The organism is Yersinia rohdei ATCC 43380, from assembly GCF_000173775.1.
Lineage (GTDB): Bacteria > Pseudomonadota > Gammaproteobacteria > Enterobacterales > Enterobacteriaceae > Yersinia > Yersinia rohdei.
In genome coordinates this window covers 1-18,767 of sequence record NZ_ACCD01000012.1, presented here as the reverse complement: position 1 = coordinate 18,767, position 18,767 = coordinate 1, and the positions used below count along the sequence as shown (strand labels likewise).

Below are 18,767 nucleotides of genomic sequence, written 5' to 3'. Positions count from 1 at the left end.
CAAGTAAGCAGGATGATTGGATTTATTGAGTGCAGCAGGGTAGTAGATTGGCTTATTTGTGTCAAATCGACGTTACGTGCGGTGTAATGTTATGTTTACATTAATAAAAATATGAAAGCAGCTAATAATTATTATGCTTATTTTTTTCTCTCGATGGGAAATGATTGTGTTTAGCTGCTGAGATTCATAAAGTGAATGGCATAAGGTGGCATGGAGAACAAAATGATCAGAGTTGAGATGTTGAGTACCGGAGATGAAGTCCTTCATGGGCAGATTATTGATACCAATGCTGCATGGTTGGCTGATTATTTATTTAATCAGGGATTGCCCATCAGCAGCAGAGAAACTGTCGGTGATTCACTTTCGGCTCTTATCGAGGTATTAAGGGAACGCAGCCAGGTTGCTGATGTATTGATTGTTAATGGGGGGCTTGGGCCTACCAGTGATGATCTGAGTGCATTAGCTGCTGCGCGTGCTGCCGGAACTGAGCTGATTGAACACCCAGAATGGATTGCGCGCATGGAAGCTTTCTTTCATGAACGCGGCAGGGTGATGTCGTCCACTAACCGGAAACAAGCGCATATTCCAGCCAATGCAGAAATGTTAGATAACCCGGTCGGCACCGCCTGCGGTTTTGCATTAAGGCTTAATAAGTGCCTTATGTTTTTCACTCCCGGTGTGCCGTCAGAATTTAAAGTCATGGTTGAGCAGCAAATTATGCCGCGGTTACGCCAACATTTTGATGTGGCCGAACCCCCATTATGTTTACGAATGACCACCTTTGGGCGCTCAGAAAGTGACTTGGCGTTGGAGTTAGACCCATTGCCACTGCCGAAAGGTGCCGTGCTCGGTTACCGCTCATCAGCCCCGATTATTGAATTGAAATTAACAGGGCCGGCTTCAGAGCGTTTGGCAATGGAACAGGTGTGGCAACAGGTCAGGGCGGTGACTGGCGATAGCACAATTTTTGAAGGCACGCAGGGTTTACCGGCATTATTGACCGAACAATTGGTGCAGCGCGGGCTATTGGTGGCGGTCAGTGAGCAATTTACTGGCGGGTTATTGCACTGGCAGTTGCAGAGCGCAGGGGCACCACTGGCGGGGGGCGAATTGTTGCCGGCCCATTGTCAGGAATCCTTAGCGGAAGTTGCCAGCCGCGCCCAGTCATTATCGATGCTGTGTGGTGCACAAGTGGTGCTGGCGGTAAGTGCGATGCAAAATGATCAACTGAGTGTCGCGCTACATACTCCCGAAGGGGTGTTTGCCCAACAAGTACGTTATCAGGCCAGCCGACATGGTTTGCGTATCCGTCAGGAAAGCAGCGCCATGCTGGCATTGGATATGCTGCGCCGCTGGCTTAACGGTCGTTCTGTCTGCGGCCAGCACGGCTGGTTGGATGTGGTTGAGATTTTATAATTAAATGTATGGTTAATTGCAGTAGCTTGAGACGAAAATAAAAATACCCGCTCAGTTGACGGGTATTTTCGGCTATCTTCAATAATATTCAGGTGATTACTTCACCGTGGCACTGCTTACTTGCTTGTCAGCTTGCCAAATCCGGTATTTCACTTCTACCCCCTTGGGCACATACACCACAATCGGCAGGCGGCTGTTGTAACGTTGCATGGCGGCATCACCCACATTGGCGGCAATAAATTGTGGGCGGCGTGGGGTATCGCTATCCTGGCAGGCCATTAAAGTCGTGGCCGGTTCTGAGATTTTATCCATCACCAGATAGTCAAAACCCCAGCCCGACAGGGTTCTGGTCTCCAGATTGCCACTGAGCATATGGCGGTTGCAGTCAATTTCAAGAGTTTTACCTATGAGTAATTCTACTTTGAAACGGCTTTCATCTTCTTGTGGCTCAAGGAAAATGACTTGGCGAGTCATACCTTTTTCAGCGGCGGGATAGGGCGCAATCTTTTCTAGCGGTTGCTGTTGATTGAGCGGCTGTTCTTTAGCAGCAAGGGCACTGGTCGATGCTGCCATTAACAGACTGGTTATCGCGATTAACAGTATTTTCATCTTTTGTCCCTATGATTTATCAGGTAATTCCGGATGCCAAATGCCATCCAATCAGAAGCTGATTATAGGTGAAAGCTAAATTTTTCCCTAGGGGATATAAGCCAAGCTTATGTTTTGAGAGCACAATATTTATGCAGAACGACTTTGCAGCGAATAAGTGGCAAGCGGGGGGCTTGCCACTAGAGTTCAATTTCAATATCACCTTTGGGCTGGCAGCAGCAGGGCAGGATCTCCCCTTTCTGAATAAAGGCCAAAGGCGGTTGTTGATAACAAACCTCGCCTTTCAGTAAGCGCAGGCGACAAGAACCGCAATAGCCGGAACGGCATTGGTATTCGATGGCAACTTGATGGTGCTCAAGTGTTTCCAGCAAATTGCGGCTATTGGCAGGGTGGCTTAGTTGAGCACCCGTGGTGCTCAAGGTCACAATATCGCCACTCTCTTTCAAAACCTTAGGTTGTTGGTGACTATCACTTACCCAAGCCATTAAATTACCTTAACTCCAGGGCGGGATTCAGCTGCCAGCAACCGGTAACGCAACATCTGTTAAGTAAAGATTTCATGGATTACAGCTCGAAATCACTCAAGTCGTCAGCACTGATTTCTGAATCAATCTGACCGACCAGATAAGAACTGACTTCCACTTCCTGTGGTGCAACCTGCACATTATCTGAAACCAACCAAGAGTTGATCCACGGAATTGGGTTGGTGCGGGTTTTAAACGGCGTACCTAGCCCGACGGCCTGCATGCGAATATTAGTAATATATTCAACATATTGGCACAAGATTTCTTTGTTTAGGCCAATCATGGAACCGTCACGGAACAGATATTCGGCCCATTCTTTCTCTTGCTCTGCCGCCAGCACGAACAGGTCATAACATTGTTGCTGACATTCTACGGCGATTTCCGCCATTTCAGGGTCGTCCTCACCGGAACGCATCAGGTTCAGAATGTGCTGAGTACCGGTCAGATGCAGGGCTTCATCGCGGGCAATCATCTTGATGATTTTCGCATTGCCTTCCATCAGTTCGCGCTCGGCAAAGGCAAAAGAACACGCAAAGCTGACATAAAAACGGATGGCTTCCAGCGCGTTGACACTCATCAAACACAGATACAGCTGTTTCTTCAGCGCGTGCAAGTTAACCACGACTGTTTTGCCATTAACCTGATGGGTGCCTTCGCCCAGCAGATGGTAGTAGCTGGTCATCTCAATCAGATCGTCATAATACGCCGAGATATCTTTAGCGCGTTTGAGGATCTCTTCGTTGGTCACGATATCATCGAAAACAACCGACGGGTCGTTAACAATATTGCGGATGATATGGGTATAAGAACGTGAATGGATAGTTTCTGAAAATGACCAAGTTTCTACCCAGGTTTCCAGCTCAGGGATGGAAATTAACGGCAACAGGGCAACGTTAGGACTGCGGCCTTGAATGGAATCCAGCAGAGTTTGGTATTTCAGGTTACTGATAAAAATGTGTTTTTCGTGTTCCGGCAAGGCTTGGTAATCAATGCGATCGCGGGAAACGTCAATTTCTTCCGGACGCCAGAAGAAAGACAATTGTTTTTCAATCAGTTTCTCGAAGATTGCGTGTTTCTGCTGGTCGAAGCGCGCCACGTTAACGGATTGGCCCAGAAACATGGGTTCGAGTAGCTGGTTATTTTTATTCTGCGAAAAAGTGGTATAGGCCATGATGTCCTCGGGGATATCGAAAAGAAGCAGCCCCCACGATTGCTCGATTTTGCGCGGGCCAGCGGCCATAACACAAAATAATCATCCGCCGGACAAACGCTAATGGGTTTATCCGGCGGGAGAGGGCCTTAACTAAATATTAAATCTTACACGCGCCGCCTTCACAGTCGTCGTCACCCGGCTGACTTTGAATATCTTCCTGTACATCATCAGCACCATCACGGGTGTTTTGATAGTAAAGGGTTTTTATGCCAAATTTATAGGTGGTCAGCAAATCTTTCAGCAACTGCTTCATTGGCACTTTGCCAGATGGGAAGCGGGTTGGGTCGTAATTGGTATTGGCCGAAATCGCCTGGTCGACGAATTTTTGCATCAAACCGACCAGTTGCAGATAACCATCATTATTTGGCATATCCCACAACAGTTCGTAGGCTTCTTTCAGACGTTCATATTCAGGAACAACCTGGCGCAGAATACCATCTTTCGATGCTTTGATACTGACATACCCACGCGGCGGCTCAATACCATTGGTGGCATTGGAAATTTGTGAAGATGTTTCAGAAGGCATCAGCGCTGATAATGTGGAGTTGCGCAGACCAAATTCCTGAATATCTTTACGCAGGGTTTCCCAATCGTAATGCAGCGGCTCATCGCTGATGGCATCCAAATCTTTCTTATAGGTATCTATCGGCAAAATACCCTGAGAATAGGTGGTTTCATTGAACCACTGGCAGGCACCTTGTTCACGGGCCAGCGCATTAGAGGCTTTCAATAAATAGTATTGAATAGCTTCAAAGGTGCGGTGTGTCAGGTTGTTGGCACTGCCATCGGAGTAACGAACCCCATTTTTCGCCAGATAATAAGCAAAGTTAATCACGCCAATACCCAGCGTGCGGCGGCCCATAGCACCGCGTTTTGCCGCAGCAATAGGGTAATCTTGATAATCCAGTAAGGCGTCCAGCGCACGTACGGCCAGCACGGCCAAGTCTTCTAAATCATCAAGGCTGTCAATGGCACCCAAGTTGAACGCCGACAAGGTGCAAAGTGCGATTTCACCATTTTCATCGTTGATATCATTCAAGGGTTTGGTTGGCAGTGCAATTTCCAAACACAGGTTTGACTGGCGCACTGGGGCAATTTTCGGGTCAAACGGGCTGTGGGTGTTGCAGTGATCCACGTTCTGAATATAGATACGGCCAGTAGAGGCGCGCTCTTGCATCATCAGAGAGAATAACTCAACCGCTTTCACACGTTGCTTACGGATGCTGTCGTCTTGCTCGTATTGGGTGTAAAGGCGCTCAAATTCGTCTTGGTCGGCGAAGAACGCGTCATATAACCCCGGAACATCCGATGGGCTGAACAGGGTGATATCGTCACCTTTTAGCAGGCGTTGATACATCAGTTTGTTGATTTGGACGCCGTAATCCATATGGCGAACGCGGTTGCCTTCAACGCCACGGTTGTTTTTCAGTACCAGCAGGCTTTCAACTTCCATATGCCACATTGGGTAGAACAAGGTAGCAGCACCGCCCCGCACGCCGCCCTGTGAGCAAGATTTTACCGCAGTCTGGAAGTGTTTGTAGAACGGAATACACCCAGTGTGGAAAGCCTCACCGCCACGAATTGGGCTACCCAAAGCACGAATGCGGCCGGCATTAATACCAATACCGGCACGTTGTGACACATATTTCACAATGGCGCTGGAGGTGGCATTGATGGAATCCAGGCTATCGCCGCATTCAATCAACACGCAAGAACTGAACTGGCGAGTCGGGGTACGGACACCGGACATAATCGGGGTCGGCAGCGAAATTTTAAAGGTTGAAATTGCATCATAAAAACGTTTGATGTAATCCAGCCGAGTTTCGCGCGGGTAGTTTGAGAACAAGCAGGCGGAAACCAAGATGTACAGGAATTGGGCACTTTCATAGATCTCGCCGCTGACGCGGTTCTGCACTAAATATTTACCTTCCAATTGCTTAACTGCAGCATAAGAGAAGTTCATATCGCGCCAATGGTCGATGAAAGTGTCCATCTGTTCGAATTCTTCTGCGGTGTAATCTTCCAGCAGATGTTTGTCGTATTTACCCATGTCCACCATTTTCGTCACATGGGCGAATAATTTTGGTGGCTCAAACTGGCCGTAGGCTTTTTTACGCAGATGGAAAATGGCCAGACGGGCAGCCAGATACTGATAATCCGGCGCATCGCGCGAAATCAGGTCTGCGGCAGCTTTGATGATAGTTTCATGGATGTCAGCAGTCTTGATGCCATCATAAAACTGAATGTGTGAGCGCAATTCTACTTGAGATACTGAGACGTTATGTAAACCTTCCGCGGCCCAGTCGATGACCCGGTGGATTTTATCCAGATTGATGCGTTCTTTGCTGCCATCGCGTTTAGTAACAAGTAGACTTTGGTTCATGTGTTCGTGACCTTTGTTCCCCTTACTCTGGGCTTACATAACACAAATTTACGCACTCCATGATTGCAGTAATCATTGAGGCCGTAGTGTATTGTTCAGTATGTAAACACAATATGTAGGGGGTGGGTAGTAGATGGATAACAAGATAGTGAGTATTGAGGCTTTTGGCAAGTGAACAAAACCGATGAATTGTGTGGATAACTTGGGGGCGAATTGTTACGAAAGCCTCACAGGCTGCGTCATTACTGGGGCTTAGCTTGGGTGAGTCTGGGGGATAAGATTTTACTTAAAATACTAAAAATTTGATCGTTTGCCGGTTTATTAAACATTAGAAAAAAACGGCATAACTTATCGTTTTTATTGTTCAAAAAAACAGTTTCTGCCCGATTTTACGATTGACGGCGTATAAAGCGACAAATTGGTGCATTAAGCCACAAAAAATGCCCTCATTAAGGGCAATTAATCTGCCAGGGAGTGGCCGATATACTCACCCCCTGGGTAATATTATGACCGCGTTATTTGTCATCCTGTTGAGTATGTACCATATAATTCACATCAACGTTACGGCCGAGCTTAAAACGGTCTGTTATCGGATTGTAATGCAGCCCAATAATATGGCGTTCGCGCAGCGAGGTTTGATCAACCCAGCCGATAAGCTCTGACGGGCGGATGAATTTTTTTGAGTCATGGGTGCCTTTGGGTACCATTTTCAAAACATATTCCGCGCCAACTACGGCCATCAGCCAGGATTTGGTGTTGCGATTAATGGTTGAAAAGAAAACATGACCGCCGGGTTTGACCAATTGTGCACAAGCGCGAATCACAGAGGCGGGGTCAGGAACGTGCTCGAGCATTTCCATACAGGTGACAACATCATAATGTTGCGGGTGTTTTTGCGCGTGGCTCTCAACTGTTTCCTGAACATAATCCAGCTGAGTGCCAGTTTCAAGCGCATGCAGGCGGGCAACTTGTAACGGCTCATAACCCATATCCAGCCCGGTAACCAGCGCCCCTTCACGGGCCATGCTTTCTGCCAGAATGCCGCCACCACACCCAACATCCAGTACTGTTTTCTCAAAAAGACCGCCGGAGCGCTGCAAAATATAATCAAGCCGCAGCGGGTTGATGCGGTGGAGTGGCTTAAATTCGCCCTCCAAATCCCACCACCGGGAGGCAACTGCCTCAAATTTAGCGATTTCTTGTTCATCAACATTATGGTGTGGGGCTGGGGTATCTGCGCGCATGACGGGTTCTCACTGTTGTGTTTCTTTGCGCGGATTATACATGTTCCCCATCAATTGGCGCAGTTTTGTGTCTAAGACTTAAGCGCAATGCCGTTTTATCTGACAGTAATGTAGTTTCGCCAAAATCAGGGTTTTGTGATATAGTTTCGTACCTTTAAATCCGGTAATTAGTAGAGGGATAGCGGCTCAATGAGCGACCTTGCCAGAGAAATAACACCGGTCAACATCGAGGAAGAGCTGAAAAGCTCCTATCTGGATTATGCGATGTCCGTTATTGTCGGACGTGCTTTACCAGATGTCCGGGATGGACTGAAACCGGTTCACCGTCGCGTACTGTTTGCGATGAATGTACTGGGTAATGACTGGAATAAACCATATAAAAAATCGGCCCGTGTAGTCGGGGACGTTATCGGTAAATATCACCCGCATGGTGACAGCGCGGTCTACGACACAATAGTGCGTATGGCCCAGCCGTTTTCACTGCGCTATATGCTGGTGGATGGGCAGGGTAACTTCGGTTCCGTTGATGGCGACTCCGCCGCGGCGATGCGTTATACCGAAATCCGTATGTCTAAAATTGCTCACGAGTTGTTAGCGGATTTAGAAAAAGACACCGTTGACTTCGTGCCTAACTATGATGGTACGGAACAAATCCCTGCGGTGATGCCGACCCGAATCCCTAACCTATTGGTTAACGGTTCGTCTGGTATTGCTGTCGGGATGGCAACCAATATTCCGCCACATAACCTTTCTGAGGTTATTGATGGCTGCCTGGCCTATATTGAAGATGAAAACATCACCATCGAAGGATTGATGGAATATATTCCGGGGCCAGATTTCCCAACCGCAGCGATTATCAATGGTCGCCGTGGTATTGAAGAAGCTTATCGCACTGGTCGTGGCAAGGTGTATATCCGTGCCCGGGCTGAAGTCGAAGCTGATGCTAAAACCGGTCGCGAGACTATTATTGTTCACGAGATCCCGTATCAAGTGAACAAGGCGCGGTTGATTGAAAAAATCGCCGAGCTGGTAAAAGAAAAACGTGTAGAAGGCATCAGTGCGTTGCGCGATGAGTCTGATAAAGACGGCATGCGCATCGTGATTGAAATCAAACGTGATGCGGTCGGGGAAGTGGTGCTAAATAACCTCTATTCTCTGACACAATTGCAGGTGACTTTCGGTATCAATATGGTGGCTCTGTCTCAAGGGCAGCCTAAATTGCTTAACCTGAAAGACATTCTGGTTGCCTTTGTTCGTCACCGCCGTGAAGTCGTCACGCGCCGTACTATCTTTGAGTTGCGCAAAGCACGTGACCGCGCGCATATCCTTGAAGCGCTGGCGATTGCATTGGCTAATATCGATCCGATTATCGAATTGATTCGCCGTGCAGCAACACCTGCGGAAGCAAAAGCAGGGCTAATTGCTAACCCGTGGGAATTAGGTAACGTTGCTTCAATGTTGGAACGTGCCGGTGATGATGCTGCCCGCCCTGAATGGCTGGAAGCAGAGTTCGGTATTCGTGACGGCAAATATTACCTCACCGAGCAGCAAGCTCAGGCAATTTTGGATCTGCGTTTGCAGAAACTGACCGGCCTGGAGCATGAAAAACTGCTGGATGAGTATAAAGAGCTGCTGACCATCATTGGTGAGTTGATCTTTATTCTGGAAAACCCAGAGCGCTTAATGGAAGTAATCCGCGAAGAGTTAATGGCAATTAAAGAGCAATATAACGATCCGCGTCGTACTGAAATTACTGCGAACACCTCTGACATCAATATTGAAGACCTGATTAATCAGGAAGATGTGGTTGTGACACTGTCCCATCAGGGTTATGTCAAATATCAACCGCTGACTGATTACGAAGCTCAACGTCGTGGTGGTAAGGGTAAATCAGCTGCACGTATCAAAGAAGAAGACTTCATTGATCGCCTGCTGGTGGCCAACACCCACGATACTATCTTGTGCTTCTCAAGCCGTGGTCGTCTCTATTGGATGAAGGTTTACCAGTTACCGGAAGCCAGCCGTGGTGCCCGTGGTCGCCCAATCGTCAACTTATTGCCTCTTGAGCCAAATGAGCGTATTACCGCCATTCTGCCAGTGCGTGAATATGAAGAAGGGCGTCACATCTTTATGGCAACCGCCAGCGGTACCGTGAAGAAAACTGCATTAACCGAGTTTAGCCGCCCACGCAGTGCCGGTATTATTGCCGTCAATCTGAATGAGGGTGATGAACTGATTGGTGTGGATCTGACGGATGGCAGCAATGAAGTCATGCTGTTCTCTGCATTAGGTAAAGTGGTGCGCTTCCCTGAAGGTCAGGTGCGCTCTATGGGCCGTACTGCGACCGGTGTGCGCGGTATTAACCTCAATGGTGATGACAAAGTTGTTTCTCTGATTATTCCTCGTGGTGATGGCGATATTCTGACAGTGACTGAAAACGGCTACGGAAAACGTACCGAAGTGACTGAATATCCAACCAAATCTCGTGCGACTCAGGGGGTTATCTCCATTAAAGTCAGTGAGCGTAATGGTAAAGTTGTTGGTGCTGTCCAAGTGGCCACCACCGACCAAATCATGATGATTACTGATGCCGGTACTCTGGTGCGCACCCGCGTATCTGAAGTGAGTATCGTGGGCCGTAATACTCAGGGTGTGACACTGATCCGTACTGCTGAAGATGAGCATGTGGTCGGGTTGCAACGCGTCGCTGAGCCGGAAGAAGATGATGACATCCTTGATGGCGAATCATTGGAAGGTGAAGAGGGCGCTGATGAAGCGGTTCGTGCTGCACCGGAAGATGATGCTGTTGAAGATGACGCTGACGATGCGGACGAAGCAACCGACGACGAAGCATAATGTGTGGCTAGGTGTGGTTTGCCGCACTTGCCCTCTATTCATGCAGTGAAATGAAAGCCAGCTTACAAGCTGGCTTTTTTATGGGTTATGGGTAGTGTATTCTGTTGCTCATAACGCCGGCCCGGCGAGACTTTCATGATGGTATCAGATTGAAATATCTTTCTTCATTTCGCACGACACTGAAAATATCCCGTTATCTGTTTCGGGTATTAGCCGTCATGTTATGGTCACTTGGCGCACTGCTGACGACTTTTTATATCCTGAATATCCTAAATGAGAAAAAATCAGATATTCGTCAGGAATATAATACCAACTTTGAGCAAGCTCAGAGCTACATCCGGCATTCGGCAGATATTATCCGCGATATCAAATATATGGCGGAAAACCGATTAAATCAGCACTCAATAAGTAATGATATTGTTGCTGGCGCTGTGATTAAAAATAAGACTGAGCCCAAATATCATCCGCTCAACCCGCAAGCTGATTGTGCTGCGCTTGACTCATCTCATCACTCGTCATTAGATTCTCTCAGTAATCTTATTTTGTACTGGAAAGAGAATTTTGCCGCGGCTTATGATCTTAACCGGATATTTTTCATTGGTAGCGATACCCTGTGCATGGTGGATTTTGATATTCGCAATGTACCGCTGGATCAGGAAAATTTACTCAAGTCACTGAATGAACATATATTAAAATATCGTGAAGCCAATAATCAGGATAAAGACAGCACTTTGTATTGGATAGTCCCAGGTGTGCGCCCTGAAATTGGCACTTTATATGTTCTAAGCCCACTTTATGTAGGCAATAAATTAGAAGCTTTAATCGGCACTGAGCAAACTATCCGCTTGGAGGATTTTATTTCCACCGGGCCGCTGCCGGTAGGGGTGACTTTACTGAATCAGAATAATGAACCGGTACTGCGATTAGCGACCGGCGAGCGCTCTGCTGCAATGCTGAATAGCTATCCAGATTCTGCGTCTTATTTTGGTTATGTTGATGACTATAATTATCTGGTTCTGAAAAAGAATTTGCTGCCATCCCCTCTCAGTATTGCTTATTCGTTACCAGTCAAAACGATTATTGAGATATTCAAACTATTAATTTTTAACGCATTATTGTTAAATGCGCTCTCTGCTGTGGTGATATTCACCTTGGCCTGGTTATTTGAACGAAAAATGTTCCATCCAGCTGAAGATAATGCGTTGAGGCTGGAAGAGCATGAACAGTTTAACCGTAAAATTGTAGCTTCTGCGCCAGTGGGGATTTCTATACTACGTATCAGAGACGGGACCAATATCCTCAGTAATGAATTAGCACATAATTATATTAACTTGCTTACGAATGAAGATCGCGAGCGAATTACCCGTATTATTTGTGAGCAGCAGGCGAATTTTGTCGATGTGATGACCAGTAATAATAATAATCTGCAAATCAGCTTTGTTCATTCGCGTTATCGTAATGAAGATGTGGCTATTTGTGTGCTGGTGGATATCAGCTCACGGGTAAAAATGGAGGAATCGCTGCAAGAAATGGCGGCGGCGGCAGAGCAAGCCAGCCAATCGAAATCCATGTTTTTGGCAACCGTCAGTCATGAGTTGCGTACCCCACTGTATGGCATAATTGGTAACCTCGATTTATTGCAAACCAAAGAGTTGCCTCAAGGGGTTGACCGCTTGGTCACCGCGATGAATAACTCCTCCGATTTATTACTGAAAATTATCAGCGACATCCTCGATTTTTCCAAAATAGAGTCTGAGCAACTGAAAATCGAACCGAGTGAGTTTTCTACTGTGGAGGTCATCACCCATATCACGGCGAACTATTTACCCCTAGTGGTGAAAAAACGCTTAGGTTTGTACTGCTTTATTGAGCCAGATGTCCCTCGGTTGATGTTGGGGGATGCGGTTCGGTTACAACAAGTGATTTCTAACTTGTTGAATAATGCTATTAAATTTACCGATACGGGCTGCATAATTTTGCAGGTTCGCGTCCGTGGTTATTATCTGGAATTCCGGGTACGAGATACCGGCGTAGGAATTAATGCACGCGAAATAAACCAGTTATTTGACCCCTTCTTCCAGGTGGGGACGGGGGTGCAGCGCCATTTTCAAGGAACTGGCTTAGGTTTGGCTATCTGTGAGAAGTTGGTCAACTTAATGGACGGGGATGTTGAAGTGGATTCGGAATTGGGGATGGGCAGTATTTTTGCCATTCGCATTCCCTTGTATCAGGCTAAAAATCCGGTGTTGCCACAAAGTGATCGTTGGCAAGGAAAAATCGTGTGGCTGGATATTCGCAATGCTCACCTTGAAAGCTATCTATTTGATCTATTGAGTCATTTTGGTGCCACAATTCGACGTTACAGCAATGAAGAAACCTTGCAAGATCAGGTGGTTATTTGTGATTACCTACCACAAATAAACGTGCCATTATCAATAAGAATTCAGTTATCCATTGAACATATTGGTTTGCCACAAGAAACTCGGCCCAAATATTGGTTGTTGAGCACCTCGACATTATTGGAAATCATCCCATTATTGGACCGAGTATTGCTGGAAAAACCTGTGGTCGAGGATGCGCCATTGACCTTGCCTGCACCAAAAGCAAATCAGGATGATAATGCTGACTTGCAAATATTGGTGGTAGATGACCACCCAATAAACCGCCGATTATTAGCGGATCAGCTGACGACATTGGGCTTCCGGGTGATTACGGCAAATGATGGACTGGATGCCTTGGCGGTGCTGAATGCCAATAGTGTTGATATTGTATTGACTGATGTAAACATGCCCAATATGGATGGTTATCGTTTAACACAGCGTTTACGCCAACAGAATAATAATTTCCCAATTATTGGTGTCACAGCGAATGCATTGGCCGAAGGTAAACAGCGCTGTATAGAGGCGGGGATGGATAACTGTTTATCTAAACCGGTTACCTTGGGTACTTTGCGGCAAATGTTGCAGTATTACAGTGATAAGGTGCGGCGATCACGTTAAACCCTTTGTCCTTGATGCTGCGGGCGAGTGGTTTGCTTAACCAAATCACTTGGCTGTATAAGTTCATCGGGATGAATACACTTGCTGATAACCAGTAGCCTTACGCGTATTTTGGGGTAAGGGTGGCTAATACCTGGATGATGCGAATGAAAGAGAGGATAAACCCGGTACAGCTATATGACACCGGGTTTAGGGAAGCGAGTTATTCTTTGTCTTGGCCAATAGTGACGGACGAAAGATAATTTAACAGAGCGATATCATTATCAACGCCCAGTTTCAGCATCGCCGATTTTTTCTGGCTACTGATGGTTTTAATGCTGCGGTTAAGTTTTCTGGCTATCTCTGTAACCAGGAAACCCTCAGCAAACAACCGCAAAACTTCACTTTCTTTCGGTGATAAACGTTTATCGCCGTAACCATTAGCACTGATTTTTTCTAACAGTTTAGCCACACTTTCAGGGGTGAATTTTTTCCCTTTCTGCAATGCAGCCAATGCCTTAGGTAAGTCAGCTGGCGCGCCTTGCTTTAATACAATCCCGTCAATATCCAAGTCCAACACTGAACTGAGAATTGCGGGGTTATTATTCATTGTTAGTACAATTATGGCTAAGTCTGGGTAATGCCGTTTTATATATTTTATCAATGTGATGCCGTCACCGTACTTATCCCCTGGCATGGATAGGTCGGTAATTAACACATTGGCATCAAGCTTAGATAAATTGTTAATAAGCGCTGTGGAGTCTTCGAACTCTCCGACAACGTTTACCCAGTCAATTTGCTCTAGTGACTTTCGGATGCCAAACAAAACAATTGGATGGTCATCAGCAATAATTACATTAAGGTTGTTCATGGTTATGGGTTACCTTGCTGCAACAGTCTGGTGATGAAAGAATCAATTTGACTGATGCTAGTTTCGATCTTCAACCGATCGCCATCTGCGATATGCTGTTCTAATATTTCACATAGCTGTTTGCCGAGAAGTAAATTCAACATAGCAAATACGCCTTTCAATCGATGTGCGGTCTGCGAAAGCGATATGAAATCACGTTGCTGAAGTTCAGTATACAGTTTCTTCAGATCTATCGGTACTGTCTCAACAAATAAGGAATAATAGTCACTGGACTTTAGTTGTTGCTCGTATGCTCTTATATCATCATCAGCAATGAATTCAGATAGTCCAGAGGATTCCTCTGATAAAATTCGCTGTTCGATTAATAATAATATTGCATCAATGACCACACTTCCTAAATTATAATTTACCCGAATATAATTATCCTGCAATTGCTGCAATCCAATTTCGTCAGGAGCCAGTAATAAGGTAAATTTATCATAGTGTTGCGGGTTATCCGTTACTGTTACATCATAGTCTCTTCCTGGTAAACGGTCATCGACGATAATGCAGTTGGCCCCGAATGAATTCAATAATGTGGTGATGATAGAGCGTACTTCTTCTGATGCTATATCTAATAATGCCGTGACACCGTCCAATAGTTTCTCTTGTTCCTCTTGTTGGGCATTTTGCACAGCAATTGTGGCTCGGATTGTATAACGAGTGCCTATATCAACTTTGCTTCGAATCTCTAATTGTCCGTTTAATTTCTTACATAATTGGTTACATAAAAAGAATGTTAGCCCTGAGCTGTGATTGTATCTGTCGACCAATGTTTGGCTGAGGAAAGGATAATTAAGATTGCTGATCTCCTCATCAGAAATACCTACGCCGGTATCGGTTATCTGAATGAGGAGTTGTTCTGGATGACCCGGTTCGTGGCCAACATTTAGTGTGATTTTACCGTAAGCGGTCGTAATAACTGAATAATGCAGCAGTAGAGAAAGTATTTTACGTAATATCTTTTCATCACCCAGGTAATTCTGGTCGATATTGACGTGATAGTGATTAAACAGAGTTAAACCTTTCTGATTAATTGCAGGGAGAATCTCCAGTAAAAGATTATCAATTAATGCAGATAAGGAGAAACTAACCTGTTCAGGTTGCCAGTCCTGTGTTTCCAAACGAGTTAGCAGGGTAATGTTATCAATCAATTCATTGATAGCTTCTGATTGTTCGACCAATTTGGTCGTCAATTCATGCTGCAATGCGGCATCGGTGGTGTTTTGTAGTTCTTTAGTTATTTGAGTCAGGTGGCTGACGGGTTGATTTAGTTCAATACCCAAATTATGCAACATCAGTTTCCGTGCTTGCAGACTTTTATCATATTCACGTCTTGCTTGTTGCAGCCTTTTATTCACCAATACTTCTTTGTCCTGATCATGGAGCAGGAACAGGTAGGTTTCCGGTGAAATGTTGCTGCGAAACATTCTGATTTCGTATACTTCATTATTCACGGTAGCCTGAATCACACCCTGGTGCTCTCCTGCCATATGCGCAATCTTTTGTAGATTAAGGTGCGGCATCAGGTTGTCTGCTATCTGATTGCTGGCGACCAAGGTATTATTGCTGAAGTTATAAACTAATAATCCTTGCGGTACGCGGGTAATGATTTCCTGACTCAGTGATTTCTGTGTGTCTAATTGTTCGACCAAATCCGCACTTGGGCGAACAAATTGGCGACGAATAAAATAGATACCTAAAATCGCCAATGACAATAGCAATATGTTGGTCAGGATTAACCAGAAGTTATTCCTCAGTAAATCAATGGCCAACACATTAATAGGAACACGATAAACGATTTTTAGTGCGGCGTTCGCCAGTGGGGCTGAGAACTCAACCCAATAGCCATTTAGCGTAACATTGACGGTGGCAATGTCGTCCGGTGTCGTCCCTTCATTAATTGGCGTTTTATCTTGCTGTAACAAGAAGTTAGAACGCGCCATATTCGGTGGAATCAAGTCATTAATGGGTAAATCAAAAGCTATTACAGTTGCCAGATGGCCGGGATGGTTAAATGTGGTTCTCAACGTAAAATAGTAGGCGTTTTGAAAGCGAAATTTTCGCAAGGGAGAGAAACTCTCGCGCTCATCTAAGGTATTGGCCTGCTGGAGCATTTCTGCCCGGCGGGATTCAGCGGCGACAGTCAAATAACTCTCTTTAAAACGCGAAGCCACTTCTTTTAAGGCCTGAGTCGTGATGAGCGCCAGGCTATTATCTTGGCCATTAAGATAATACATTGAGTAGGTATCATTTTGTGATCCCCAGTGGCTGTCGAGATAGTCAGACAATCGCAATGTCATCGGCAGTGTCACGGGTTCGTGATTACCAAAAATGACCGCATCAGTCTTGCTACGCGGCTTTTCTATGTAGTAAATATCTGGGCGCAGTCGGACTTCTTGGGCATTAAGAATATGCCCCTCAGACATGCTTGGATTATTAGCTAAATCATAGATTTGGTAAGTATGATAACGATAATCATCGATACGCTGCTGCAACCCACTGGCAATATAGGTTAATGCGTGTTTTTTTTCTGTTAGGTAAGCATTAGTATAGTTGTAGCCATACAGCCCAACAGTAATGAGCAGCAATAGGATAAACAACCAGAAGCAGCGGGTAATGTTAACCGCGCTGCTAGATAACGAATTATTTTGCATAAAGATAATGCATATTCCTTGGTTAGCGCGTCACAGCTCTGGCGCTGGCAGTCACGGTCAATAACAACAGTGCCACACAGCCGAAAGCGACTGATAAATTACTGAGTTGGGCAATAAAACCAATTACCGCAGGGCCGGCCAAAATCCCAGCGTAGCCAATGGTGGTAATGGATGCCACGGCCAGATTGGCTGGCATCACGGTTTGGTTACCCGCCGCGGTAAACAAAATAGGTACCACATTTGATGCGCCCAATCCCACGAGCATAAAGCCAATAATAGCGGCAATTGAGCTATCAACACTGATTGCGATAATAATCCCGATGGCGGCGCACAGACTTCCCCCTAATAATACCTTGTATCGGCCCAGCGCGTTGACAATCCGGTCACCATTTAAGCGGCCCAAGGTCATGGCAATAGCGAAGACAGCATAACCCATCCCCGCCTGCGCTGGGCTCATGCCACGTAATGTCGACAGGAACACGGCACTCCAGTCAAGCATTGAGCCTTCCGCCAGGAACATCACAAAACATAAAAATCCAATGAACATGACCCAGCCGCGAGGCAACACAAATAGTGGGCCATCATGGGGTTCACCGCTGCCTTGCAACAGGTTTTTATTGGCGGTCAGCAGTAAGATAATCATCAAAACGACGGCGGCAATAACCGCGGCCAGTGGGCTTAGCCCCAGCCACAATAACGCGCTCACCCCCCCTGCGCCGACAATTCCTCCGACACTGAATAGCCCATGAAAACCTGACATCATCGCCCGGCCGCTGGCTTTTTCGACAATAACCGCCTGGATGTTCATCGCCACATCTATTACACCCATGGCAGCCCCAAATACTAACATGGCGAGCGCCATCGTAACCGGGGTGTTCATCAGGGCGAGTAAGGGGAGGTCAAGGCAGAGTATGGCGCCTGCCAATAAAATGACTGCCCGGCATCCCCATTTTGCTGTCAGTACCCCGGTCAGGGGCATGGCGAGCATTGAGCCAACACCAATACACAGCAACAGCAAACCCAGCGATGCATCATTGAGGCCAATACGTTCTTTGGCAAAAGGCACCAATGGTGCCCAAGCGGCCATCCCCAATCCGGCGATAAAAAAAGCTAGCCGAGTCGAGACTTGTTGTGCAACACCGGGTGGTAATGTTTGTTGGCGTATTTCGGTCATCATGAGGTATCAGGTCTGCGATTAATAAGAATGTGAAATATAGACAGATGTTTCTATCACAAAGCGAAATGCGGGTCGAAGAGATTTGTCCGGATTAGCAGAATAGTTAGCACCTCGCTCTGCTCAGCTAAGAAAAAATAATCATGCTATTGAATAAACTGAAGGGTTCACTTTGTCATGAGCAATATTATTGCCTAATTATTGCTCATTATTGGCATGTTACTGCCGATGCTGGACGCCATTTATTGGCTGATAAATATAAATGTATGAGAATAAATAGCAGGGTTATAGTTGACTTGGCGGGTTGGTTATTACTCTTGATTTTTAAGCTATTCGTGCTTATCTGGAAAATGAAACTATATCATTAGGGTATTATTTGTTTTTGCAAACATACCCAACAGTATAAATATACCGCGCTAAATATATGACAGGCAATAAAAAAGCCGGTCAAAGACCGGCCGTAACACTAACGAATTATCTGGCTGCGAAAGCCACAATGAAGGTAATAATAAAATAATGATGATAGCGGAATTATTATAGTTCTAAGGCTGTACATATTACTTGTCAATTTGTGCGGTATTATAAATATTAGTATCTTGTTGTTTTTAATGAATAAATATTAATTCTTGATTATGAGTGCTATATTTTTGGCTATTTTCTTTTTTTGCTAAAGTTCGCCGTCATTTACATTTAGAAATACTTTATGGCTATATGAAACATTATCCGAGACTTAGTAGCATTTTCTGTATAGATTAATCCTATTCTTATTACGACAATAGCATCACCCCATTGGGATTATATGC

General features: G+C 45.7%; 11 protein-coding genes. 3 read left to right on the top strand and 8 right to left on the bottom strand.

What is annotated here, in order from left to right; all coding sequences use genetic code 11:
* Positions 1–222: 222 nt before the first annotated feature.
* Positions 223–1,416, top strand: a complete 1,194-nt coding sequence (locus tag YROHD0001_RS08535; protein ID WP_032816943.1) for a nicotinamide mononucleotide deamidase-related protein YfaY — start codon at positions 223–225, stop codon at positions 1,414–1,416.
* Between the two features lie 96 nt (positions 1,417–1,512).
* On the opposite strand, the gene eco is transcribed toward YROHD0001_RS08535, so the two are convergent.
* The 5 genes from eco to ubiG all read right to left on the bottom strand — a co-directional run bounded on the left by eco (position 1,513) and on the right by ubiG (position 7,389).
* Positions 1,513–2,025, bottom strand: a complete 513-nt coding sequence (gene eco, locus YROHD0001_RS08540) for a serine protease inhibitor ecotin (RefSeq protein ID WP_004714791.1) — start codon at positions 2,023–2,025, stop codon at positions 1,513–1,515.
* Between the two features lie 179 nt (positions 2,026–2,204).
* The gene (yfaE, locus tag YROHD0001_RS08545; protein WP_004714790.1) at positions 2,205–2,510 is read right to left on the bottom strand and encodes a class I ribonucleotide reductase maintenance protein YfaE; all 306 of its coding nucleotides are present in this window, start codon (positions 2,508–2,510) and stop codon (positions 2,205–2,207) included.
* Positions 2,511–2,589: 79 nt separating this feature from the next.
* Positions 2,590–3,720, bottom strand: a complete 1,131-nt coding sequence (gene nrdB, locus YROHD0001_RS08550) for a class Ia ribonucleoside-diphosphate reductase subunit beta (RefSeq protein ID WP_032816980.1) — start codon at positions 3,718–3,720, stop codon at positions 2,590–2,592.
* Between the two features lie 139 nt (positions 3,721–3,859).
* The gene (nrdA, locus tag YROHD0001_RS08555) at positions 3,860–6,145 is read right to left on the bottom strand and encodes a class 1a ribonucleoside-diphosphate reductase subunit alpha (protein WP_004714788.1); all 2,286 of its coding nucleotides are present in this window, start codon (positions 6,143–6,145) and stop codon (positions 3,860–3,862) included.
* 515 nt (positions 6,146–6,660) lie between these two features.
* Positions 6,661–7,389, bottom strand: a complete 729-nt coding sequence (gene ubiG / locus YROHD0001_RS08560) for a bifunctional 2-polyprenyl-6-hydroxyphenol methylase/3-demethylubiquinol 3-O-methyltransferase UbiG (protein ID WP_004714787.1) — start codon at positions 7,387–7,389, stop codon at positions 6,661–6,663.
* 189 nt (positions 7,390–7,578) lie between these two features.
* Here ubiG and gyrA point away from each other — a divergent pair, with 189 nt between their 5' ends.
* Positions 7,579–10,245, top strand: a complete 2,667-nt coding sequence (gene gyrA, locus YROHD0001_RS08565) for a DNA topoisomerase (ATP-hydrolyzing) subunit A (protein WP_004714786.1) — start codon at positions 7,579–7,581, stop codon at positions 10,243–10,245.
* A 149-nt stretch (positions 10,246–10,394) separates the two neighbouring features.
* Entirely contained in the window at positions 10,395–13,244 is a 2,850-nt protein-coding gene (rcsC, locus tag YROHD0001_RS08570) for a two-component system sensor histidine kinase RcsC (protein ID WP_004714785.1), read from the top strand.
* Positions 13,245–13,446: 202 nt separating this feature from the next.
* On the opposite strand, the gene rcsB is transcribed toward rcsC, so the two are convergent.
* From rcsB to YROHD0001_RS08585, 3 genes are read right to left on the bottom strand one after another with little or no spacing between them, the layout of a single operon-like run.
* Positions 13,447–14,094, bottom strand: coding sequence for a response regulator transcription factor RcsB (gene rcsB / locus YROHD0001_RS08575; protein ID WP_004714784.1), 648 nt, complete (start codon positions 14,092–14,094; stop codon positions 13,447–13,449).
* Positions 14,095–14,096: 2 nt separating this feature from the next.
* The gene (gene rcsD / locus YROHD0001_RS08580; protein ID WP_004714783.1) at positions 14,097–16,790 is read right to left on the bottom strand and encodes a phosphotransferase RcsD; all 2,694 of its coding nucleotides are present in this window, start codon (positions 16,788–16,790) and stop codon (positions 14,097–14,099) included.
* A 22-nt stretch (positions 16,791–16,812) separates the two neighbouring features.
* Positions 16,813–17,967, bottom strand: a complete 1,155-nt coding sequence (locus tag YROHD0001_RS08585; RefSeq protein WP_004714782.1) for an MFS transporter — start codon at positions 17,965–17,967, stop codon at positions 16,813–16,815.
* Between the last annotated feature and the right edge of the window lie 800 nt (positions 17,968–18,767).

Coding starts and splice junctions, on each gene's coding strand:
- YROHD0001_RS08535 (WP_032816943.1), top strand. CDS start 223: ATGATCAGAGTTGAGATGTTGAGTACCGGAGATGAAGTCCTTCATGGG.
- eco (WP_004714791.1), bottom strand. CDS start 2,025: ATGAAAATACTGTTAATCGCGATAACCAGTCTGTTAATGGCAGCATCG.
- yfaE (WP_004714790.1), bottom strand. CDS start 2,510: ATGGCTTGGGTAAGTGATAGTCACCAACAACCTAAGGTTTTGAAAGAG.
- nrdB (WP_032816980.1), bottom strand. CDS start 3,720: ATGGCCTATACCACTTTTTCGCAGAATAAAAATAACCAGCTACTCGAA.
- nrdA (WP_004714788.1), bottom strand. CDS start 6,145: ATGAACCAAAGTCTACTTGTTACTAAACGCGATGGCAGCAAAGAACGC.
- ubiG (WP_004714787.1), bottom strand. CDS start 7,389: ATGCGCGCAGATACCCCAGCCCCACACCATAATGTTGATGAACAAGAA.
- gyrA (WP_004714786.1), top strand. CDS start 7,579: ATGAGCGACCTTGCCAGAGAAATAACACCGGTCAACATCGAGGAAGAG.
- rcsB (WP_004714784.1), bottom strand. CDS start 14,094: ATGAACAACCTTAATGTAATTATTGCTGATGACCATCCAATTGTTTTG.
- rcsD (WP_004714783.1), bottom strand. CDS start 16,790: ATGCAAAATAATTCGTTATCTAGCAGCGCGGTTAACATTACCCGCTGC.
- YROHD0001_RS08585 (WP_004714782.1), bottom strand. CDS start 17,967: ATGATGACCGAAATACGCCAACAAACATTACCACCCGGTGTTGCACAA.